The organism is Agromyces sp. Root81 (assembly GCF_001429165.1).
Lineage (GTDB): Bacteria > Actinomycetota > Actinomycetes > Actinomycetales > Microbacteriaceae > Agromyces.
Genome location: NZ_LMIR01000003.1, coordinates 80,265 through 101,532, shown reverse-complemented (window position 1 = coordinate 101,532; position 21,268 = coordinate 80,265). Strand labels below are relative to the sequence as shown.

21 protein-coding genes are annotated in these 21,268 nt (G+C 70.6%); 7 read left to right on the top strand and 14 right to left on the bottom strand.

Annotation, left to right across the window (positions count from 1 at the left end):
* Positions 1-31: 31 nt before the first annotated feature.
* Positions 32-2,113 (top strand): DUF5054 domain-containing protein, encoded by a 2,082-nt coding sequence (locus tag ASE14_RS14985; protein WP_056656745.1) that lies wholly within the window; start codon positions 32-34, stop codon positions 2,111-2,113.
* A 119-nt stretch (positions 2,114-2,232) separates the two neighbouring features.
* Here ASE14_RS14985 and ASE14_RS14980 read toward each other — a convergent pair whose 3' ends face one another.
* From ASE14_RS14980 to ASE14_RS14950, 7 genes are all read right to left on the bottom strand, one after another.
* Positions 2,233-2,472: a hypothetical protein gene (locus tag ASE14_RS14980; protein WP_056656742.1), complete on the bottom strand. Its 240-nt coding sequence runs from the start codon at positions 2,470-2,472 to the stop codon at positions 2,233-2,235.
* Positions 2,473-2,507: 35 nt separating this feature from the next.
* A complete protein-coding gene (locus ASE14_RS14975) occupies positions 2,508-3,374 on the bottom strand; it encodes a class I SAM-dependent methyltransferase (RefSeq protein WP_056656739.1) in 867 nt (288 codons plus the stop codon).
* Positions 3,375-3,503: 129 nt separating this feature from the next.
* Positions 3,504-4,583 (bottom strand): ABC transporter ATP-binding protein, encoded by a 1,080-nt coding sequence (locus tag ASE14_RS14970; protein WP_056656736.1) that lies wholly within the window; start codon positions 4,581-4,583, stop codon positions 3,504-3,506.
* Positions 4,580-5,398: an ABC transporter permease gene (locus ASE14_RS14965; protein ID WP_056657670.1), complete on the bottom strand. Its 819-nt coding sequence runs from the start codon at positions 5,396-5,398 to the stop codon at positions 4,580-4,582. The genes ASE14_RS14970 and ASE14_RS14965 overlap by 4 nt, the downstream gene beginning before the upstream one ends.
* Positions 5,395-6,315, bottom strand: coding sequence for an ABC transporter permease subunit (locus ASE14_RS14960; protein ID WP_056657668.1), 921 nt, complete (start codon positions 6,313-6,315; stop codon positions 5,395-5,397). The genes ASE14_RS14965 and ASE14_RS14960 overlap by 4 nt, the downstream gene beginning before the upstream one ends.
* Entirely contained in the window at positions 6,315-7,439 is a 1,125-nt protein-coding gene (locus ASE14_RS14955; RefSeq protein ID WP_082600937.1) for an ABC transporter substrate-binding protein, read from the bottom strand. Before ASE14_RS14955 ends, ASE14_RS14960 begins: the two co-directional genes overlap by 1 nt.
* A gap of 213 nt (positions 7,440-7,652) precedes the next feature.
* Positions 7,653-9,788: a discoidin domain-containing protein gene (locus tag ASE14_RS14950; RefSeq protein ID WP_200953364.1), complete on the bottom strand. Its 2,136-nt coding sequence runs from the start codon at positions 9,786-9,788 to the stop codon at positions 7,653-7,655.
* Positions 9,789-10,016: 228 nt separating this feature from the next.
* Here ASE14_RS14950 and ASE14_RS14945 point away from each other — a divergent pair, with 228 nt between their 5' ends.
* The gene (locus ASE14_RS14945; protein WP_056656733.1) at positions 10,017-11,213 is read left to right on the top strand and encodes a hypothetical protein; all 1,197 of its coding nucleotides are present in this window, start codon (positions 10,017-10,019) and stop codon (positions 11,211-11,213) included.
* Between the two features lie 28 nt (positions 11,214-11,241).
* Here ASE14_RS14945 and ASE14_RS14940 read toward each other — a convergent pair whose 3' ends face one another.
* A complete protein-coding gene (locus ASE14_RS14940) occupies positions 11,242-12,201 on the bottom strand; it encodes a YafY family protein (protein ID WP_056657659.1) in 960 nt (319 codons plus the stop codon).
* A 62-nt stretch (positions 12,202-12,263) separates the two neighbouring features.
* Here ASE14_RS14940 and ASE14_RS14935 point away from each other — a divergent pair, with 62 nt between their 5' ends.
* Entirely contained in the window at positions 12,264-13,412 is a 1,149-nt protein-coding gene (locus ASE14_RS14935; protein WP_056657656.1) for an epoxide hydrolase family protein, read from the top strand.
* 72 nt (positions 13,413-13,484) lie between these two features.
* Here the strand turns inward: ASE14_RS14935 and yiaA are convergent, their stop codons facing one another.
* Together yiaA and ASE14_RS14925 are read right to left on the bottom strand one after the other, a co-directional pair.
* Positions 13,485-13,964 carry an inner membrane protein YiaA gene (yiaA, locus tag ASE14_RS14930; protein WP_056656730.1) on the bottom strand — a complete coding sequence of 160 codons (480 nt, stop codon included), beginning with the start codon at positions 13,962-13,964 and terminating at the stop codon, positions 13,485-13,487.
* A 162-nt stretch (positions 13,965-14,126) separates the two neighbouring features.
* Positions 14,127-14,897, bottom strand: coding sequence for an EI24 domain-containing protein (locus ASE14_RS14925; RefSeq protein ID WP_056656727.1), 771 nt, complete (start codon positions 14,895-14,897; stop codon positions 14,127-14,129).
* 95 nt (positions 14,898-14,992) lie between these two features.
* Here ASE14_RS14925 and ASE14_RS14920 point away from each other — a divergent pair, with 95 nt between their 5' ends.
* Together ASE14_RS14920 and ASE14_RS14915 are read left to right on the top strand one after the other, a co-directional pair.
* Positions 14,993-15,595 carry a class I SAM-dependent methyltransferase gene (locus ASE14_RS14920; RefSeq protein WP_056656724.1) on the top strand — a complete coding sequence of 201 codons (603 nt, stop codon included), beginning with the start codon at positions 14,993-14,995 and terminating at the stop codon, positions 15,593-15,595.
* A 60-nt stretch (positions 15,596-15,655) separates the two neighbouring features.
* On the top strand, positions 15,656-15,841 hold the full coding sequence (locus tag ASE14_RS14915; RefSeq protein WP_056656721.1) for a hypothetical protein: 186 nt from the start codon (positions 15,656-15,658) through the stop codon (positions 15,839-15,841).
* Positions 15,842-15,856: 15 nt separating this feature from the next.
* On the opposite strand, the gene ASE14_RS14910 is transcribed toward ASE14_RS14915, so the two are convergent.
* The gene (locus ASE14_RS14910; protein WP_056656718.1) at positions 15,857-16,687 is read right to left on the bottom strand and encodes an alpha/beta hydrolase; all 831 of its coding nucleotides are present in this window, start codon (positions 16,685-16,687) and stop codon (positions 15,857-15,859) included.
* Positions 16,688-16,813: 126 nt separating this feature from the next.
* On the opposite strand from ASE14_RS14910, the gene ASE14_RS14905 reads away from it, so the two are divergent.
* Together ASE14_RS14905 and ASE14_RS14900 are read left to right on the top strand one after the other, a co-directional pair.
* The gene (locus tag ASE14_RS14905) at positions 16,814-17,395 is read left to right on the top strand and encodes a TetR/AcrR family transcriptional regulator (RefSeq protein ID WP_056656715.1); all 582 of its coding nucleotides are present in this window, start codon (positions 16,814-16,816) and stop codon (positions 17,393-17,395) included.
* A gap of 7 nt (positions 17,396-17,402) precedes the next feature.
* Entirely contained in the window at positions 17,403-18,236 is an 834-nt protein-coding gene (locus ASE14_RS14900) for an alpha/beta fold hydrolase (protein ID WP_056656712.1), read from the top strand.
* 31 nt (positions 18,237-18,267) lie between these two features.
* On the opposite strand, the gene ASE14_RS14895 is transcribed toward ASE14_RS14900, so the two are convergent.
* The 3 genes from ASE14_RS14895 to ASE14_RS14885 all read right to left on the bottom strand — a co-directional run bounded on the left by ASE14_RS14895 (position 18,268) and on the right by ASE14_RS14885 (position 21,186).
* Entirely contained in the window at positions 18,268-19,170 is a 903-nt protein-coding gene (locus ASE14_RS14895; RefSeq protein ID WP_056656709.1) for a hypothetical protein, read from the bottom strand.
* A 3-nt stretch (positions 19,171-19,173) separates the two neighbouring features.
* A complete protein-coding gene (locus ASE14_RS14890; protein WP_056656706.1) occupies positions 19,174-19,671 on the bottom strand; it encodes an Lrp/AsnC family transcriptional regulator in 498 nt (165 codons plus the stop codon).
* A 78-nt stretch (positions 19,672-19,749) separates the two neighbouring features.
* Positions 19,750-21,186: an NAD(P)/FAD-dependent oxidoreductase gene (locus ASE14_RS14885; protein WP_056656703.1), complete on the bottom strand. Its 1,437-nt coding sequence runs from the start codon at positions 21,184-21,186 to the stop codon at positions 19,750-19,752.
* Between the last annotated feature and the right edge of the window lie 82 nt (positions 21,187-21,268).

The following is a 21,268-nucleotide window of genomic DNA, read 5'->3' as shown; positions in this document are numbered from 1 at the left end:
TCGCACCACGACACAACGGAAAGGATCGCCAGTGGCATCCCCCCGCACCATCCACGTCCTTCAGAAGACCCACCTCGACGTCGGGTACACCGACTATGCGCAGAACGTGATCGCACGATACGTCGACGAGTACATCCCGGCCGCGATCGCCCTGGCCGACCGCCTCGCCGAGCGCGGCGGTCCGGAGCAGTTCATCTGGACGACCGGCTCGTGGCTCGTCAGTCACGCGCTGCGCAACGGGACCGAGCAGCAGCGCGGCAACGTCGATCGGGCGATTCGCGAAGGCAAGATCGCGTGGCACGCGATGCCGATGACGATCCAGAGCGAACTCGCCGATCGCAGCCTCTTCGAGTTCGGTCTCGGCATCTCGCAGGATCTCGACCGGACGTACGGGCGCTCGACCGTGGCCGCGAAGATGACCGACGTGCCGGGCCACACCGTCGGCGTCGTTCCGCTGCTCCGCGCGGGCGGCGTGGAGCTGCTGCACCTCGGAGTCAACCCGGTCAGCGCACTGCCCGAGGTGCCGCACGCGTTCCGCTGGCGGGCGCCCGACGGCTCGGAGATCGTCGTCGTCTACGACAGCGACTACGGAGCTTCGCGGGTCGACCCCGAGCAGCTCACGATGGTCGGCGACCAGGCGCTGTACATCGCCTTCACGAACGACAACCACGGCCCGCCGACCGAGTCGACGGTCATGGGCCTCTTCGACGAGCTTCGAACCAGTTACCCGGACGCCGAGATCGTCAGTTCGACGCTCGATCGGTTCGCGGCGGCCATCACCGAGTTCCGCGATGAGCTGCCGTGCATCGAGAGCGAGATCGGCGACACCTGGATCCACGGCGTCGCGAGCGACCCGTGGGTGCTGTCGCGATACCGCCGCTTGTCGCGTGCTCGCGAGGCATGGTCGCGCGGTCATTCACCGCTCACCGAGGACCAGCTGGCGGATGTCTCCGAGGGGCTGCTCCTCGTCGCCGAGCACACGTGGGGAGAGTCCGGGCAGGTCTTCCTGCCCGACTTCGTGAACTACGAGAAGTCGGCCTTCGAGGCCGCGAGGCGGCGCGATGAGATCGACATCTCGGCGAACCCCGAGCGGTACGCCCCGCAACTCGAGGCCGCGCTGAGCATTCGACCGCGGCAGGGCTGGTCGTACTCCGCGTACGAGCAGTCATGGCAGGGCAAACGAGACTTCCTCGAGCACGCGATCGATCGTCTGCCCGAATCGGTGCGATCCGTCGTTCGGGGCATGATCGCCTCGCCCGCCAAGTCGGATGCGCCCGTGGACCGCGTGCCCGTTCTCGGCGTCACGAAGCTCGGCGCGTTCGAGGTCGCGATCGCGGGCGACGGCGCGTTGAGCCTGCTCCGGGACCGAACGGGCCGCGACTGGGCGGCACAGCACCCGATCGGACAGTATCGCTACGAGAGCTTCGCGCCCGAGGACTACGGGGTGTGGTTCGACAACTACTGCCGCGGCCTCGACCTGCATGCCGGTTGGGCGATCGCCGACTTCGGGAAGCCGGGCTTCGAGTCCAGCACGCCGGCACCGCGCCGGGAGGTGTTCCGGCCGGTCGTCCTCGAGGCGGAGACCTGGCGCGAGGGGACGACGGACGTCCTGCGGGTGACCGCGGCGATGTCTCCGGATGCCTCGGAACGCCTCGGCGCTCCTCGCGTCGTCGAGATCGACTACCGGGCGTCAGACGACGGCGCCGCACTCTCGATCGAACTGCGGGTCTGCCAGAAGGATGCGAATCGGCTCCCCGAGGCGAGTTGGTTCTCGCTGGCGCCGCGGGTCGCCGAGCCTGAGGGGTGGCGTCTGCGCAAGCTCGGGGCGCTCGTCGACCCCGTCGACGTGGTGCGGAACGGCAACCGCCGGATGCACGCCGTGGAGGCGCTGGAGCACGCGGTGGACGACGTGACGATCACCAGCATCGATGCAGCGGTCGTCGCGATCGGCGAACAGAATCTGCTGCACTACGGCAACTCGTACGGCGACCTGCGCGAGGGGTTCCACTTCCTGCTCCACAACAACGTGTGGGGAACGAACTACCGGATGTGGTTCGAGGAGGACCAGACCTACGAGTTCCGACTGGAGTTCGGAGACGCCGCGGCTGGTTGAGGAGGCGACCGCCTCGACACTCCGGTCGGCCATCGGGCGATGCACGGTGGCCGGCCGGATGAAGCGGGGATGCCTGCGGCGGCGCTGACGATCGGGTGCGGGTGGCGCGCCTGATCGGGTCACGAAGCGGCGGGGGTCGGCCCTCCGCCATGGCCCGCCCCGAACACGGCGTTGCCCGGCAGCGCCAGGCGGCGGCGCCAGCGCACGAGGAAGGGCGGACGCGAGACATCCGTCACCTGCGCTTCCGCGTCCTCTGCGGCGCGTTCGGCGATGAGCCGGCGCCGCTCGAGCTCACGGTTCAGGCGCTCCTCGCCGCGGTGGTGCAGTTCGAACACGAAATAGTCTTCGCTGAGATGCATGATTCGACTCCTTCGGGGGGATGACCTGACCGTGGTCAGGTTCGGCGGGCGGTGACCAGCAGGTACTCCCACTGCAGGGCATCGCCGGTGGTTCGGAGACCGTGGGATCGCGCGAGTTCGACGAGCGCGTCGTCGAGGGTGCGAACCTGGTCGGGATCGTCGGCGATACGGTGGTACACCGCGATCGTCGGTCCGTAGTTCAGCTTGAAGTAGTCGCGGAACGCCTCGGGCGAGGCGAAGTGATCGACGGTGACGCGCTGTCGCCGCGCTTCGAAGTCGTCGACGCCGTCGCCGAGCAGGTCGCGGACGTGCTGTACGTCGCCCCAGAGCGGGGCGGGCTCCGCGCCGTCGGGCAGCGGCGCGGCGAACGGCTTCATGGTCTTGAACATCTGGCCGATGAAGCCCTCGGGTGTCCAGCTCAGCACGCCGATGCGTCCGCCTGGGCGGGTCACGCGGAGCAGTTCGCCGGCAGCGCGCCGGTGGTGCGGTGCGAACATGACGCCGACGCACGAGACGGTCGCGTCGAACGCGGCGTCGTCGAACGGCAGCGCCTCGGCGTCGGCCTCGCGCCACTCGAGCTCGGCACCGGCCGCCTGTGCGCGGCGTCGGCCGGCGTCGAAGAGCTCGGGGGCGAGGTCGCTCGCGACGACGGCGCCGCCGCGGAGTGCCGCGGGGATCGCCGCATTGCCGGAGCCCGCCGCGACATCGAGCACCCGGTCGCCCGGGTGCACGCCGACCGCGTCGACGAGCACGGGGCCGAGGCTCCAGATGAGGTCGGCGGCGAGCGTCGGGTAGTCGCCCGACGCCCACATCGCACGGTGCTTCGTCTTGAGCACGCGGTCGGCCGTCGTCGGATCGATCGTGGGGGCTGGTGTGGCCTGCTGGGCCGATGAATCAGTCATGGGGGAAAGCGTGCGCGCGGTCGGCCGCGGCCGCATCCGTGCTAGACATTGAGATTTCCTCAGTGCTGGTGCTGGGCGGATCTCAGGGTGGTGCAGCTGAGGCGCTCGCGATGAGTGCGGGCCGACGGCTCAGCCCGCCGGCCGCACCGCCACCTCCACGGCATCGAGGTCGACCGTCACGCGCTCGCCGAACTGCAGCTGCTCGCGAGTCGGATGCTGCATGCGCAGGAGCTCACCGCTCTCGGTGCGCAGCAGGGTGCGGCGCATGCTGCCCAGGAAGGTGCTCTCCTGCACGATCGCGGCGATCGGGCCGCCGAGTCGCACGTTCTCGGGCCGGACGAACACTTCGGCCGGGCCGTCCGCCATCTCACCGAGCACCGGCAGCGTGACGCCGAGTACGACGGCGGCACCGCCCGTGACGAACGCCGGCAGCACGCTCGACAGCCCGACGAACTCTGCGACGTGCGCCGTCGCGGGTCGCAGGTAGAGCTCCTCGGGGGTGCCGAACTGGTCGATGCGGCCGCCGTCCATGACCGCGATGCGGTCGGAGACGGCGAGCGCCTCCTCCTGGTCGTGGGTCACGAACACCGTGGTGATGCCGAGCCGCAGCTGGATGCGCCGGATCTCGTCGCGAAGCTGCACGCGCACCTTGGCGTCGAGCGCCGAGAGCGGCTCGTCGAGGAGCAGCACCCGCGGTTCGGTGACGAGCGCGCGGGCCAGCGCGACACGCTGCTGCTGGCCGCCCGAGAGCTCGTGCGGGTAGCGCCCGGCGAGATGGCCGAGCCCCACGAGGGCGAGCGCGTCGCGCACGCGAGCGGATGCCTCCGGCTTCGCCACCTTGCGCATCCGCAGGCCGAACGCCGTGTTCGCGGCGACGTCGAGGTGCGGGAACAGCGAGTACGCCTGGAACACCATGCCGAGGTCGCGGCGATTCGTCGGCACGCCCGAGACATCCGCGCCGCCGATGCGCACGCTGCCGCCGTCGGCACGCTCGAGGCCCGCGAGTACCCGGAGCGCGGTGGTCTTGCCGCAGCCCGATGGGCCGAGGAGCGACACGAACTCTCCGGGGCGGATGGCGAGGTCGACGCCGTGCAGCACGCGGTTCGCGCCGTAGTCCTTCACGACGCCGTCGAACTCGACGGCGGTGCCCTCGCCGCGGGCGGCGAGGATCGAGTTGTCGGCGGTGGCGACGGTGGCGGAATCGGTCATGGGCGGACTTCCTTCATGGGGCGGCGGGCGGCGCGCATGGGGCGGCGGGCGGCGCGCCCGATCACGAGCAGCAGCACGAATGCGAAGACGAGAGCGAGCAGCGAGAGGATCACCGAGGCGTACGGATCCTGCTTGCCGACGACGACGAGCGCGGTCTGCAGGTTCTGCCGGTTCAGGAGCGAGGCGATCGTGTACTCGCCGAGCACGACGGCGACCGAGATGAGCGAGGCGGCGATGAGCCCGGGCCGGAGGTTCGGGGCGAGCACGCGGAGCAGCACGGTCGGCCAGGGCGCGCCGAGCGATCGGGCCGCCTCGGCGAGCGTCGTGACGTCGGTCGCCTCCATCGACGACTGGATCGCCCGGTAGGCGAACGGCAGCACGGTGATGCCGTAGGCGAATGCGAGCGTCCACACGCCGGTGCCGAAGGTACGGCCGATCGCGAGGTAGATCGGGGCGAGCCCGACGACGAGCACGATCGCGGGGATGGTGATGGGCAGCAGCACGAGGAACTCGAATGATCGCCGCAACCCGGGGAATCGGAGCGCAACGAGCACCATCGTCGGCGCGAGCAGGAACAGCACGATCCCCACAGAGACGACGGCGAGCACGACCGAGTTGCCGAGGCCGATCCAGATCGGCCGGTACTTCGCCGCGTTCGCGGGATCGAAGAGGGACGCCCAGTGCACGAGCGAGTGCCCGTCGACGTCGCGGAGCGTGTACTCGGCCATCGAGACGATCGGGATCGCGAAGAGGCCGACGATGGCGATGCCGATCACCCAGCGCGTCGCGGGGTGCGGTGCCAGGCCCCGGGTCATCGCTGCCACCGTGCGGCGCGGCGCTGCACGAGCGAGTACGCCCACATCGTGACCGTCATCACGAGGATCATGCCGAGCGCCAGGGCGCCCGCGAGGTTCTCACGGCCGAGCATCGTCTCGCTCGTGAGGGCGGTGCGGATCTGCAGCGGCACGATCTGCGAACCCTGGCTCGCGAGGGCGGCGGCGGTCGCGTACGACGAGAAGGCGTTGGCGAAGAGCAGCAGCAGGCTCGCGAAGAAGGACGGCGCGAGCACGGGGATGCCGACGTGCAGCCAGAACCCGGCGCGGGTGCCGCCCAGCGTGAGGTTCGCCTCGGCCCACTGCGGCTTCAGCGCACCCATCGCGGGCATGAAGGTGATGATCATGAGGGGCACCTGGAAGTAGATGTAGGGGAGTACGAGACCCGGCAGGCCGTAGATCCACGCGCCCTCGGCGAAGATGTCGATGCCGAAGGTGTCGCGGAGCCACACCGTCACGAGCCCCTGGATGCCGATCGTGGCGATGAAGGCGAAGGCGAGCATGACGCCGCCGAACTGGGCGAGCACTCCGCTGGCCGCGTCGACGAGGCTGCGAGCCCGGCCGTGTTCGATGCCCACGAGCGCGTAGCAGGCGAGGGCGCCGATCAGGGCGCCGACCACGGCGGTCAGGGCCGAGAGCCAGGCCGAGTTCACGAAGGTCGCGACGATGACGGGATCGCCGAGCGCGGCGACGTTGTCGAGGGTGAAGGCGCCGTCGCCGTCGAAGAACCCGCTCGCGACCGCGAGCACGGTGGGCAGGGCGAGGAACAGCAGTACGTAGGCGGCGAACGGCACTAGGCCGAGCGCCGGAGGAAGTCCCGGGCGGGCATGCCGCCGTGGCGGAACCGGGGAGACCGGATCCGCCACGGCAACGGGCGCCGCGGGTGCGGCGACGGTCATCAACCGACCGCCGCGGCCCACTTCTCGCCGAGCAGGGTGCCGGCGTTCGTGGACTGCTCTTCGGTGGGAACCACCGTCTCCTCGGGTGCTGCGGGCAGCTTCGAGAAGAGCTCCTCGTCGATCGTGCCGGCCTCGGCCATCGCGTCGGCGCGCACCGGGCGGGCGCCGCCCTCGAGCCACAGGTTCTGGGCCTCGTCGCTGTAGAGGAACTCCTGCCACAGGCGAGCGGCGGCCGGGTGCGGGGCATCCACGTTGACGGCCTGGTTGTAGTAGCCGGCGTAGCCGGTGCCCGGCAGGATCACGACCTCCCAGTTCGGGTTCGCCTCGCGGTGCGAGGCGTTCAGGTAGTCCCAGTCGAAGACGACGGGCGTCTCGCCAGAGGTGACCGTCGCGGTCGTGACGTCGACCTTCAGCATGTTGCCGGCCGCGTTCAGCTCGGAGAAGAAGTCGATGCCCGGCTGGAAGTCGTCGAGCGTGCCGTCGGACTGCACGGTGGCGAGGCCGACCGCGGCGAAGGCCGCCCCGGCCTGCGTCGGGTCGCCGTTGATCGCGACCGATCCCTTGTACTCGGCGCCGAGCAGGTCGTCGAGCGACTCGGGTGCCTTGAACTTCGACGAGTCGTAGCCGATCGACATGAATCCGCCGTAGTCGCCGACGAACAAGCCGCTCGGCTCCTTCAGCTCGGCGGGGATGTCGTCCCACGTGGCGACCTGGTACGGCGCGAACTGCTCGGTGTTCTGCAGGGCGACCGTCAGGCCGATGTCGAAGACGTCGGGTGCCGTGTCGAGGCCGGCGTTCGTCTCAGCGGCCTGGATCTCCTCGGCGCTCGAAGCGTCGGGCGAGGCCTCGTTGATCGTGATCTCGGGGTACTTCGCAGCGAACGCGTCGAGCACCGCGCCGTAGTTCGCCCAGTCGCGCGGCAGCGCGATGACGTTCAACTGCCCCTCGGCCTTCGCCGCCTCCTCGAGCGCGGCGAGGTCGCCGAAGTCGGCGAGGCTCGTCGCGGTCGCGGCATCCGTACCGCCTTCGCCGGCGTCGGCCGGTCCTCCCGCGCAGCCGGTGAGGCCGAGCGCCACTGCGGTCGAGAGCCCGAGCGCCGCGAGGGTGAGTTGCTTCTTCAACACGTGTCCTCCGTTTGGTCCACCGGCCGCCCGTGCTGTGGGACGGGCGTGCAGAACCGGTGAAGCCGAGGCCACGTTAGGGACGGTGCCCGTCGGGCATGCTCCGGGCGGGTGAATCGCACGTGAATGCCGGGCGTCGATTCGGCGACGCGCGCCACGGCAGACGAAGAGCGGATGCCGCGGCTCGCGCCGCGGCATCCGCCCCGTGTCGGTGGATCAGTTCGAGAAGACGCCGAGCTCCTTGATGGAGTACCCGTAGTTCGTCGTGCGCACCGTGCAGAGCACGCGCACGTAGCGGGCGCTCGTCGCTGCGAACGACGCGGTGTCGAGCCCGCCGTTGCCGACGGTGGTGGACGAGACGGTGCGCCAGTTCTGCGCGTCGTCCGACACCTGGACCTCGTAGGACTTCGCCGCGGCGGCCTCCCAGTCGATGACGACCCGGCTGATCGGCTCGGACGCGCCGAGGTCGACGCTCAGCCACTGCGGGTTGACCCCCCAGTTGCCGCTCGCCCAGCGGGTGTTGGTGCGTCCGTCGACGGCGCGGCCGGGGGCGTAGCTCGTGAACGGGTTGGACTCGCTCGAGCTCGCCGAAGCCGGCTTCCCGGTCGCGAGGTTCGCCGCGCTCGAGTAGTCGCGCGTCGCCTCCCACGTCTGCAGGTACGACTCGGCGCCGCGCATCAGGTCGGAGACGATGGCGTCGCCGCCGCCCGACTGGCGCAGCAGCTCGAGGTAGTCGGGCGCCAGACCCGAGTGCACGAACCCGTCGACGTTGATGTCGAAGGTGCGCTGGCCGCTGACCTGCCGGTCGATGGTCGTGCCGCCGTCGGCGCTCGTGAACGGGTACGTGATGTCGACCGGTGCGCTGTCGGCTGCAGGGTGGCTGCCGACGCCGTTGAAGTCGAGTCCGAACCCGTAGCCCTTGTCGTACTGGGCGCGGAGCGCGCTGCCCTCCTGCCATTCGCCGATGAAGCCGGCAGCGTCGTGCGGGTAGCCCGTCTTGAAGCCGCCGAGACGGTAGAGCCGCTCGGTCCAGCCGGAGTCCATCCAGCTGTGGCTCGAGAGCACACCAGGGTAGCCCTGCGCCTCGAGCAGGTCGAGGGTGCGTTCGGCCGCCTTCACGCTCATGTGGTCGAGCTCGACCATCATGTTTCGGGCCATCATCGCCTTGAGCGCGTAGGCGCCGAGCGAGGTGAGGCCGCGCGTGTTGCAGTTGTTGCCCGCCGAGTACTCGGGCACCTCGACGCCCGGGGGAAGCTGGACCTCGACCTCGGGCACGGTGGCGTTGCCGATCGGATTGTCGTGACGAGCCCCGGGGCAGGTCTCGGTCTGCCAGAAGGTGCCGGTGGAGTAGAACTGGCCGACGTTGATGATCGTGCCCTGCGTGCCGGTGTCGAAGCGCACGCCGCAGAGGGCGTTGTCGAACTTGTGGCAGAGGAACATGCTCGAGATGCCGAGTTGCTCGAACTCGTCGAGCCCGCGGTCGATGTCGGCCGTCGAGCACTGCGCGACGTCGAGGATCATCTTGCAGCCGAACGGCTCGGACATCTCGACGCCGAGCACGACGGCGAGCTTGCCCTGCTCGATCACCGCTCGCGCGTCGGCCGGTGTCGTGACGATGCGGAAGAAGCCCTTGCCGGGGCCGCCGTAGATGTCGTCGATGTAGGCCTCCATCTCGCGGGCCTTCTGCGCCTCGAGTCGGATCGCCGTCATCTCGTCGCACGAGCGGTCCTTTGGCATGATCGGCAGCGAGCAGATCACGCCGTTCGTGACCAGGTCGTTGACGAGGATGCGCTGGCCGCCGCGCCATGAGCGCTCGACCCAGGCGTAATACGAGGCCTGGTGGCTCATCGACGTCGTCTTCGGCCAATCGGTGAAGGTCGGCCAGCCGACGGGGTCGTGCTTGCCGTCGGCGTCGCCGCTGACGAGGTTCTCGAAGAGGGCGGCGCTGCCGTCGGGGTAGTGGTCGGGGCAGTCCTTCAGTGCGTCGGCGACGCCCGCGGGGGAGAACGGCGAGCCGCAGATCATGCGTCCGCCGAAGCCCTCGTTGGAGTTCAGATGGGTGTGCGAGTCGATGAAGCCCTGCACCTCGCCGTTCTCGGTCGTGCCAGTGAAGGGCTCGCCGGTGACGTTCAGCTCGACGTCTTCGGCGGGGCGGTTCGGCGCCTCCCACCAGTCGCCGTCTGCGGCCTCGGCCGGGGTGGCGTCCAGTGCTGCGGGCATCGCCGCGAGGGCCGATGTCGCGAGCGCGGCTGCCAGGGCGAGGCCCAGTGTCCTGGATCGCCACCTGCGCTTTCGTTGCTCGGTGGTGCGTTCGGAACGGACACGGTCTGGGCGTGCATGATCGATCGCCATCTGAGCCTCCTTGCTCGGTTGGAGGCAGCGTATTGTGGGTCATTCGTCTCAGTCAAGCGTCCAACTCAACTCGACGCCCGGGTCGCAGCAGTGGGCCGGCCGCGAGCAGGTCGAATGGCGACAGTGAGCTCGCCGAGAGCAGGCTGAATGTCGGCTCGGCGCCGGCTCGATGATGTGCGGGGACATTGCGGATTGCCTGATTCGCAGTGGAGCGACGATACTTCACGGGTGACCCTCGAATCCGCCCCGAACGCGATGCTCGATCCCGCCGGCCCTGCACCGGTCGGGTCCGATGTTCCTCCGGCGCAGCGCTCGCGCGCGACGATCGCCTGGACGGTGCTCGGCGTTGCGCTCTTCCTGCTGCTCTCTGCGGCGATCCTCGCGGCCAACGCGATCGCGAACCTCCGCTTCGACGCGGCGATCGCCGCGCACCGCGTGGCAGTGGCCGACGCGGCCTCCGCCGGTGAGTCAACGGCCACCGTCGAAGCGGATGCCGGTGTCACCGCGGAGATCGCGGCGTCGATGCTCGCAGCGCCCGACGCCCTCGTCGACCCGGCGGCCAAGGCGACGTTCTCGACCGCAGCCGGCGCGCTCGGCTCGGTGATCGAGGCGGCACCCGCCACGGACTTCGCCGCACCGACGCGGCCGATGTCGCGGCCGATCTGGTTCGCCGACCTCGACCGTGCCTCGAGCGTCCTCGCCGCGGAGAGCGAGCGTCTCGACGCGGAGGCCGCCGCCGCTGAGGCGCACGCGGTCGAGCTCGCCGCCGCCGATCAGGCGACCGCCGACTCCGGCATGGCGTTCCTCGAGGCGGTCGCGCCCGTCGCCGCCTCGGTCGAGGCCGCCAACGGCTCGGCACGCAACATCGAGCGCATCGAGTACCGCAACTCCGTCGAGCTGCTCTCGAGCGGCGTCACCTGGGGGTTCGACGCATCCGCTCGCCTCGACGAGTACGTGGCGGCGGCCGCAGCCCTGCAGTCGACGCACGCCGCCGAAGAGGCGGAGAAGGCCGGCCCGCTCTACGATCGCCGCATCGCCGTCGAGGCCTATGCGCGCTCGATCGCAGGCGGCGTGCTGCTCGAGTTCGACTGGGCCCCGATGGTCATCGGCTATGGAGACAACGGCTCGGCCGGGGGCACCGCCACCTGGGACACCTGGGAGGGCGGTCTCTCGACGATCACGCTCTCGAACAGCATCGCCGAGCAGTGGGGCGACCCGATCATGGCCGCGCTCGTCACGCACGAGGTCGGCCACGCGATCACCTCGAAGTGCTACGACCTCGTCGGCGAGTACGCGAACGACAACGAACCGTGGGCCGTCGCCTGGGCGATCGGCCAGGGGTACACGGACCCCAACGGCAACGGCGAGTGGCTCTACGGACACCCCCCGGACGAGCTCATCGAGCGCTCGAAGGGGTGCCGCTGAGCGGGCGTCGAGCCCGCTGCGGTCCGGCTCATCCGGGCTCGCGGGCGGCTCTCGCGTAGCGTTCGCTGTAGGTCAGCAGGAGCGCGCGAAGCTCGTCGGGCGACTCGACCGTGAAGTCCATGCCCAGCATGCCGATGTAGGCGGCGATGGTGTCGAGGGAATCGGCGCCGGTGACGAGCACCGACTCGGTCTCGGAGACGGCCTCGACGACGCCCACCGCGTGGTGGATCCGGTCGAGCACGGCGTCGGCCGGCGCCGCGATGCGCAGGCGCGCGTGCACCTTCCAGCCGCTCTCGGCGATCGAGCGCATCGCGAAGGCGGTGTAGTCGCCGCCGGGCAACGCCACCGGCTGGAAGCGGCGCCGCGTCGGCATGCGCGGCTCGATCCAGTCCGCGCGGAACGTGCCCCACTCGTCGCTCGACGGGTCGCGGCCCACGAGGTACCAGCGACGCGCCCAGCTCAGCAGTCGGTACGGCTCGATGAGGCGGGCGGCGCCCTGGTAGTCGAACCGGATCCATTCGACCCCCCGGATGGCGCTCGCCACCGCAGTGAGCACGGTGGCGTCGACCTCGGGGTCGGGGGCGTCGGTGTCGTTGTTCTCCGGCGCGTGCTCGATCACCGTCGCGAGCGCCTCGACCGTCGGGCGGAGCCGCGACGGCAGCACCTGCTCGAGCTTCGAGAGGGCGCGCGAGCTCGACTCCTCGACGCCGGCGATACCCGTGGCGGCACGCAGGCCGATGGCCACCGCGACCGCCTCCTCGTCGTCGAGGAGCAGCGGCGGCAGCTTCGCGCCCGCGCCGAGCCGGTAGCCGCCCGCCGCTCCGCGGGTCGCGTCGACCGGGTAGTCGAGTTCGCGCAGACGGTCGATGTCGTTGCGGATGGTGCGCGGGGTCACGCCGAGCCGGGAGCCGAGCTCGGTGCTCGTCCAGTCGGGGCGCGTCTGCAGCAGGGCGAGGAGGGCCAGCAGTCTGGCGGCGGTGTCGGACATCGTCGAACTCGTCTCGATCATTAGGAACTAGATGTTCCTATATGCACCGTACCGTCGAAGACATGAACACCACCACCGAATCCAGCACCGAAATCCGCCCCTTCCGCATCGACGTCGCCCAGGCCGACCTCGACGACCTCATGGAGCGCCTCGCACGCACCCGGCTGCCGCAGCCGGCCCCGACCGACGATTGGGACGCGGGCACGCCGAACTCCTACCTCCGCGAGGCCGTCGAGGCCTGGCGCGCCTTCGACTGGCGCGTCGCCGAGGCCCGCATCAACGCCGCGCCGCACTTCACGACCGAGATCGACGGCCAGCCGATCCACTTCATCCACGTGCGCTCGGCCCACCCCGACGCCACGCCGCTGCTGCTGGCGCACACCTACCCCGGGTCATCCGTCGACTACCTCGACCTCATCGACCTGCTCGTCGACCCCGTCGCGCACGGCGGCCGCGCCGAGGACGCCTTCGACGTCGTGATCCCGGATGCCCCGGGCTACGGCTTCTCGAACCCCGTCACCGAGCCGGGCTGGACCACCGCTCGCGTCGCGCGCGCCTACGACCAGCTCATGCGTCGACTCGGGTATACCGAGTACGGCATCCACGGTTCCGACAACGGCGCGCTCGTCGCACGCGACCTCGGACTCGCCAGCCCCGAGGGCTTCCTCGGCCTGCACGTGCTGCAGCTCTTCTCGTTCCCGAGCGGCGACCCGGCCGAGTTCGAACGACTCGAGCCCCAGGATTACGCGGGACTCGAGCACATGCAGTGGTTCCAGTCGGTCGGCGGCTACAACACGATGAACGCGAGCCGTCCGCAGACCGTGGCGGTCGGCCTCAGCGACTCGCCGATCGCGCTGCTCGCCTACAGCGAGCTCTTCAACTCCTTCGGCAACGGCACCTCGCTCGTCACCCTCGAGCAGATCATCACCGAGGTGAGCGTCACCTGGTTCGCGAATGCCGCTGCGGGCATGAGTCGGAGCTATCTCGACAACGCACGCGCCGAGGCCGAGCCGCAGGTGAACGCGGCACCCACCGGGGTGGCCGTCTTCAAGGACGACTTCCAGACCATCAAGGTCTTCGCCGAGCGCGACAACTCGAACATCGTGCACTGGAGCCGCTTCGAGCAGGGCGGCCACTACGCGGCGCTCGAGGTGCCCGAGCTCGTGGCCGGCGACATCCGCGCCTTCTTCGCCTCGCTGCGAGGCGCATGACGGCCTCATCGCACAGAGCGGATGCCGCAGGCCCGAGCCTGCGGCATCCGCTCTGCTGTTCGGTGTCGGCCCTCAGTCACGAGCCCCGTCGTTGGACTGCGAACTGGTCAGGAGATGAGGCTGAGGAGACGCCTGCGCTTCGTCCGGATCCTCCGAGGTCGCGAGATCGCGGACGTTCTTCTGGATCGCGACCACGGCGTAGAGCGACATCGCGAAGCAGACGCCGTAGACCAGCTTCTCGCTGATGGAGATGCTGCGGGCGTTGATGAGCCCGACGATGAGCAGCGTAAGGGCGGCGGCGAGCATCAGCCAGGCGATGCCGTAGTAGATGTTCGTGACAGGGATCCGCTCGGCGCGGTCGCGCACCGACTTCTGCACGGAGATCGCAGCGAACAGGCCCAACAGGAGCAGCGAGAGGTAGTACCCTTTCTCGTTCAGCTGCATGTCGGCGTTCAGGAGCGAGATGAGAAAGGTGCCCATGCCGATGGCGAGAGCCGCCCAGGACGCCCCGATGAACGCGGGCGAGGGCTTGATGGTGCGGTTCTGAGTCATGAGGACGGTTCCTTCTGGTCGGGTCGCGGACTGCCTGGCTGGAGCTCGGAGTTCTCAGCGCACGCCGTCCAGCTACAGGCACCCTACCGGCGCGCATCGCGATCGTTCGCGAGGAATGAGTGCAGACGTGCGTGGGCTCAAGGGTGTCCCCGCCCCTGATGCTCAGTCCGACGGCGGCGTCGGACTCGAGCCGCCCGGGCGCTCCGATGCGTCGAGCGCGCCGCGCGCGAGCATCGTCGAACCGGCGACGGCCGCCGGCATCGCGACCACGGCGCCGAGCGGCACCATGAAGCAGAGCTGGGTCGCGACGCCGAACCCGAGCATCCGCGACCGCTGTCCACGAAGTAATGCCGTGCGGTCGGTCGACGAGATGCCACGGGCCTCGAAGGCGCGTGCGGTGAGTTCGCGTGCCAGCAGCCATCCCGACAGCACGACGCCCAGCACCGGTGCGACGACCGCGCCGACCACCGGAACGAACCCGATCAGGCCGACGACGAGTGCCGCGACGATGCCGAGCCCGATGAGCGCGGCGGCGTCGGCGGCCGCGCGCCAGAACCCGGCGCCGCGATCGGGCACGTCTCCGCCGAGCTCGACCTCGACGGCGCGCCAGATGCGCTCGTAGAACGGGTCGCCGACGGCGAGCGTCAACGCGGTGAACGTGACCGCCGCGAGCAGTACGGCTCCGGCGAAGGTCACCGCGGCGATGGCGATGCGCAGCGACGCGGTCCAGAACGCGTCCCATCGCTCGGCGAACGGCGTGGCCCACTCGACGATCGCCGGCAGCTGGATGCCGAGTGCGACGAGCGCGGCGAGCACGATCGCGAAGACGATCGCCGCCGGGATCAGGCCGAGCAGCATGAGGTCGGGCCGGCGCCCCCAGAACCCGAAGCCGCGCACCAGCAGGCCGGCGCCGGAGAGGAATCGCCTGAGCATCGAACCAGCCTATGGCGCGGGCTGCCTCGGTCGATCTGCAACCGGTGACGCGCGTCAGGTTGACGCAGGGCCGCCGACGTGCTCGCATGGCGGGCATGGAGCAAGCGAGGGCCGCGGCGTCCGACCTCATCGACGACGACCGCCTCGACGACCTCGAGCGGGAGTTCGTCGGACGGGTGCGCGGGCGGGTGCTCGAGATCGGCGCCGGCGAGGGCGAGAACTTCGGAGCCCTGCACGTCGATGTCGACTGGATCGGGCTCGAGCCCGACGCCGAGCGCCGCGTCGAGCTCGCGACACGCGCCCGCGAGTGGGGGCATCACGCGGAGCCGCTCGATGCCATGGCCGAGTCGATCCCGCTGCCCGACCGCTCGGTCGACGCGGTCGTCGCCACCTACGTACTCTGCTCCGTCGCCGACCTCGCGGTCGCACTGGCCGAGGTGCGCCGGGTGCTCGTGCCCGGCGGTCGGGTCGTGTTCATCGACCACGTCGTGGCGCCGCCGCGCACCGTGAAGCGGGCGGTGCAGGGCATCGCGACGCCGTTCACGGCGCGGTTCTGCCACGGCTGCCACTGGGATCGCGACACCGCCACGGCGCTCGCCGACGCCGGGTTCATCGGCGACGACGTGCGTCCGCTCCGCGTGCGATCGATGCCGTTCGGCCCCGTGCCGACGCTGCTCTTCGATGGCCACGCGCCCTGACCCTGCGACCGGGGGCGCCGCGGAGCCGAGGCATCCGCGCCCTTCGGCTAGCCTCGGATCATGAGCCGCACCGTCTGGACCGTCATCGGCGTGATCGTCGCCGTCGTGATCGCGTGGTTCCTCGTCGACGTGCTGTTCAGCCTGCTCTGGTTCGTCGGCAAGCTCGTGATCGTCGCGGTGGTCGCGGTCGTCGTCTACTTCGTGCTGCGCAGCGTGTTCGGCGGGCGGGACTCCGCCGAGCGTTGACAAAGGGCGCCTCTGTCATGCCGTGTGCGCGGCCGCCTCGGCGTGCTCGGTCGCCCAGGTGAGTGCGTACTCGGCGACCTCCTCCCAGCCGTCCTGGCTGACGATGCGGTGGGTGCGGCCGGCGAACTCGCGGTACTCGACGACGGCGGGGCTGCCGGTCGAGTGGTACTTCGCAACGATCGCCCGGCCGATCGCCGGCGGCACGACGTGGTCGATCTCGCCGGTGATGACGAGGAGCGGCGCGCGGTCGGCACGGCCGAAGTCGACGTGGCTCACGCCGCCCTGCTCGTTGAACGCCCCGGCGACGCCCTCGAAGAACACCCGGTTGTAGGAGTTCACCGCGAACTCCTCCCAGAGGCGATCGGATGCCTCGCGGTCGAGGTCGTTGCCGAAGGTGAAGTGGAAGTGCCCCTTCGAGAGCGGCTTCGCGCCGTTCCTGGCGAACGGGTTCGCGAGGATCGGCGTGCCCGTCCAGAGCGTCGACGGCGGCAGGGTCGTGATGCCCGCGGGCTGGCCGGGGGTGACGCCGACGTAGGCGGCGCCGAGACCGCGGTCGGCGAGCATCTGGGTGAGAAGGCCGCCGAAGGAGTGGCCCATGATGATCGGCTTCTCGGGGAGAGCCCGGATGATGCGCTCGTAGTGGTCGGCGATCTGCTCGAGGCCGATGCCCTTCAGCGCCTCGGGGTTCGAGCGGATGTCGGCGACCTCGCGGTCGTCGATGCCGGGCCAGCCCGGGACGATGACCTCGTGGCCGCGGGCCCGGAAGTACTCGGCCCAGGTGTTCCAGCTCTTCGGGGTCATCCAGAGTCCGTGGATGAGGACGATGGGGGTCTTGGTGGTGGTCATGATCCTGCTCCTTCTTCCGTGTCCTACCGCTCTGGTAGAACGATCGTTCTGTCTATGTCTGGGAAGTTACTCCGGGTCGAACCCGATGTCAAGCAAAAAGAGAAAGATCGTTCTATCATTTTGGGTATGGCATCACGAAGCACTCCAACGGGCACCTCCGAAGCGCGCGAGCGGCTGCTGCGCACGGCCTCCGAGCTCTTCTACCGCGAAGGCATCCACTCGGTCGGCGTCGACCGCATCATCGGCGAGGCCGGGGTCACCCGGGCGACCTTCTACCGGCACTTCCCGGGCAAGGAGGACCTCGTCGAGGCCTACCTCGGCGTCGAGGACGCGAACATCCGCGGGGCGTTCGCGGCTGCCGAGGCATCCGGAGCAGAACCGAAGCAGCTCGTGGGCCTCGTGATCGACGGCCTCGCCGACGACGTCGCCCGCCATCACACCCGCGGCTGCCCGTTCATCAACGCCGCCGCCGAGTATCCCGACGCCGAGAGCGGCGTGCGGCGCGCCGTCGCCGAGCACCGCGAGTGGTTCCGCTCCGAGCTCGAGTCCGTGCTGACGGCGGCCGAGGTGGAGGATGCCGCCGGTGCGGCCGCCCAGCTCGTGCTGCTGCGCGACGCCGCCATGGTCGGCGGCTACCTCGACGGATGGGAGCGGGTGCGGCCCGCGTTCACCGAGGCCGCCGTTCGAGCCGCCGGCGTGCAGGGCTGAGCCCGCCATGACGGTCACCGAGTTCGATGTGCCCCTCCGCGGCGGCGGCATCCTGCACGCCTCCGACACCGGCGCGGATGCCGCGTCGCCGCTGACCCTCGTGTGGCACCACGGCTCCCCGCAGACTGGGGCGCCGATCGCGCCCCTGCTCGAGGCGGCCTCGGCCCGGGGCATCCGGCTCGTCTCGTATGCGCGCCCGTCGTACGGGGGCTCGACGCAGCGGCCCGGGCGCGACGTCGCCTCCGCTGCAGCCGATGTCGCGGCGGTCGCCGATGCCCTCGGCGTCGAGCGCTTCGCCGTGATGGGGGCGTCGGGCGGCGGCCCGCATGCGCTCGCCTGCGCGGCGCTGCTGCCGGGGCGCGTCGTCGGCGCGGTGACGCTCGCGGGCATCGCCCCGCGCACCGACACCTACGACTGGTTCGCCGGCATGGCCTCGCCGGGCGGACTGCGCGCCGCCGTCGAGGGGCGCGCCGCGCGCGCGGCCTTCGCCGAGACGGAGGAGTTCGACCCGTCGCAGTTCCTCCCCGTCGACTGGGCGGCGCTCGACGAGCGATGGGCGTCGCTCGGCGCCGACTCCGTGCTGGCGGGGGAGGCCGGACCCGACGGCCTCATCGACGACGACGTCGCCTTCGCCTCCCGGTGGGGCTTCGACCTCGGCGGCATCGACGTGCCGGTGCTCATCGTGCAGGGCGAGGGCGACCGCGTGGTGCCCGCCACCCACGCCTCGTGGCTGCTCGCGCACATCCCTCGCGCCTCGCTCTGGATGCGGCTCGACGACGGGCACGTCTCGGTGCTCGACGTCGTGCCCGACGCGATGGACTGGCTGCTCGAGCGCTGCTGAGCGGTCGGGCCGGCGGTCGGCAACCCGTCGACTACTCGAGGCCGTCCAGCGCCTCGCGCGTCTCGTCGACGTCGACCTCGGCCGCCTCGACGGCTCGTGCCGCGCGCTCCTGCTCCCTCGTCACTGCGCGCAGCGTGCGGTCGGCCTCGGCGATCTCCGCCTCGACGCGGCGCAGCTGTTCCTCGAGTTCGTCGCGTCGAGCGGTGCGCTCGTCGTGGCGGCGGCCGGCGTCGGCCAGTCGGGCATCGATCGCCTCGAGCGCAGCGGATGCCTCGGCCGACCGTCGCTCGGCGGACTCGACCGCGCGCTCGGCGTGTTCCCTGGCGGCCCGAGCGCGACGGCCGGCGGCCGCGGACGCGGCCGGTGCGGTGTCGGGGGCGGCCGCGTCATCCGCTCGTTCGGTGCGCGGCGGCGGCCCGCCCGCGACGGCGTCGCTCAGGTCGACCTCGACGCCGACGGCCTCGAGCGCGCGAACGAGTCGCCCCGAACGCACGGCATCGGCGGCCGCGGCATCCGACATCGCGGCCTGCAGCGTCTGGGCGACCTCGTCGAGCACTGGGGCGCGCACGGGGGCGCCGAGTTCCTCGGCGAGCTCGCCCCCGTCGCGGGCGAGTGCCGAGACGAGTCGGCGGCGCTGTCGGCCGAGCTCCGCGAGTTCGACCGCGTCGAAGCTGCCCTGTGCCTCTCGCGCCTCGGCGCCGAGTTCGAGGACCGCCTCCACTTCGCTCGGCCGGTGCCGCACCAGCTGGTTCACGAGCCAGGCGGCGGGGGAGGGGCGCCGCAGCTCCTGGATGCGCGCGCCGAGTTCGCGGTCGTCGGCCTTGGCGGCCTGCGCCCGTGCGTTGCGGGCGGCGGTGAACTCGTCGGGGCGCAGCGCGTAGAGCGCCGTCGCCGCGTCGTGGAGCGCGTTGTCGCGCGAGTCAGCCGGCGGCATGCGTCACGTTCCGCCCGGCTCCTCGATCGCGGGGCGCACACTGCCGACGCCCCAGCCGTACGAGAGCTTGTGCGCCTCGAGCACGAAGAATGACTCCGTCGAGACGACCCCGGTGATCGCCGCGATGCGTCCGTTCAGCATCTCGATGAAGTGCGGAACGTCTTCGCAGATCACCTCGGCCATCACGTCGAAGCGGCCCGTGGTGTGGATGACGTAGCTCGTCTCGGGGAGTTCGGCGAGGGCGGCGCAGACCGCGCGCGCCGTGCCGGGCGCCACGCGGATGCCGATCATCGCGAGCCGGTCGAAGCCGATGGCGAGCGGGTTCGCGATGCCGACGATCTGCAGGATCCCGGCGTCCTCGAGCCGTTTCGTGCGATATCGCACCGAGGAGGCGGGCACTCCGAGGTCGTCGGCGAGACGCTGGAACGACCGGCGCCCGTCGACCTGGAGGGCGGCGATGATGCGACGGTCGATGTCGTCCATCTCGAATGGTGCGGCCATGGAACGAACCTAGCGCCAGCGCGGTGCCGGGTGGAGGCTGCGCGCCCACCCGGCACCGCCCACCCGGCACCGAGTGCGCTACTTCGCGAGCGCCTCCAGCACCTGGCCGGCGGCGGCGACACCCGAGTTGCGGGAGCTGTGCACCGTGCTCGTCGTCATGCCGGCCCAGAACAGCACGTCCTCGATCGGCCCGTTCAGACCCGACCGTCGCGAGAACGGGCCGGGGTAGGCGCCGCGGGCGAACTCGTCCTTCGACCAGTCGTAGGTCGAGGCGTTCACGAACTCGAGCCCGGGGTCGCCCGCCGCGGCGCGCACCGTCTCGAGCCCGGCGAGGTGCCGTTCGTGCTCGGGCAGGTCGAGGAGTTCCTGCGCCTTGCCGCCCGTCATCCACGTGACGATGAGCTGGCCGGCGTAGCCGGGGGTGCCGACCGACGCGTTCCAGAGCGTCGGCGGGTTCTGCGAGTACGTCTCGAGCAGGTCCCAGGCCGGCGCCACCATGGGGTCCGCGGCGAGCACCGGCGCCGCGAACTCGAGGATGCCCTTGAAGACCGGCAGGTACTCGATCTCCTGGATCGCGTCGCGTCGCTCGGCGGGCAGCGGCGGGCTGAACGTGATGTCGCCGTGCTTCAGCACGCCGCCGGGCAGCGCGATCACCGTCGTGCGGGCTTTGAAGCGCTGGCTCCCCACGTGGATCGAGACGTGGTTCTTGCGGTACTCGACCGTGTGCACCCGGCTGTTCAGTCGCAGCGGGATGCCGGCCGCGAGCGGCTGCAGCACCTGGTTGTATCCGCCGATGACGCGGTAGTCGCCGTACTCCTCGGGTGGGATCTGACCGGATTCGGACTGGAGTTCGAGCGCCTCCTCGACGTCGCCGACGATGTACTCGGCCGGCAGCACGTCGAACTGCTCGGTGTCGACCTCAATGACGAGCAGCGACAGCGGGTAGTTGTCGCGCGGCACGCCGATGCGCAGCAGCCACGCCTCGGCGGTCTCGCCGTCGAGCGGGGCGGGCAGGCCGTCCGGGAAGGAGGGGGCGCCCTGCGGGAAGTGGTAGAACTCGAAGTCGCCCTGGCTCACCCACGACGAGGTCTCGGGGCTCCACTTCGAGTACTCGTTCTCCCACTTGTGGGTCTGCAGGCCGAGCTGGTCGATAAGCCCCCACGTCGAGACGGTCGTGCCGTGCACGAGTTCGGCGCCGCGCTCGAACGGGATGCCCATCGACGTCGTGTCGGTCCAGAGCCGGCCGCCGATGCGATCGCGCGCCTCGAGCACGAGCACCTTCTTGCCGGCATCCGCGAGCACGCGCGCGGCACCGAGACCGGATGCCCCGGCGCCGATCACGATCGTGTCCCACATCTGCTGCGCGGGGTTGCCGGCCATGGGCCGCGCTCCGGCGGTCAGCAGCACGCCGGCCGCGCTGGCGGCGCCGAATCCGATGAGCGATCGGCGGGTGAGGCCGCCCGTTCCGGCGCTGCCGGTCGGCCGGTCGTCCTGCCGCGATGCCGAGCTGATCATGGGTCTCCTCCAACGGTTCCGTGCGAACTCGCGCCGTCGATCCGGGGCGGTGCGCCGGAGCCCGCGAGGTGTGCGCGGCTCG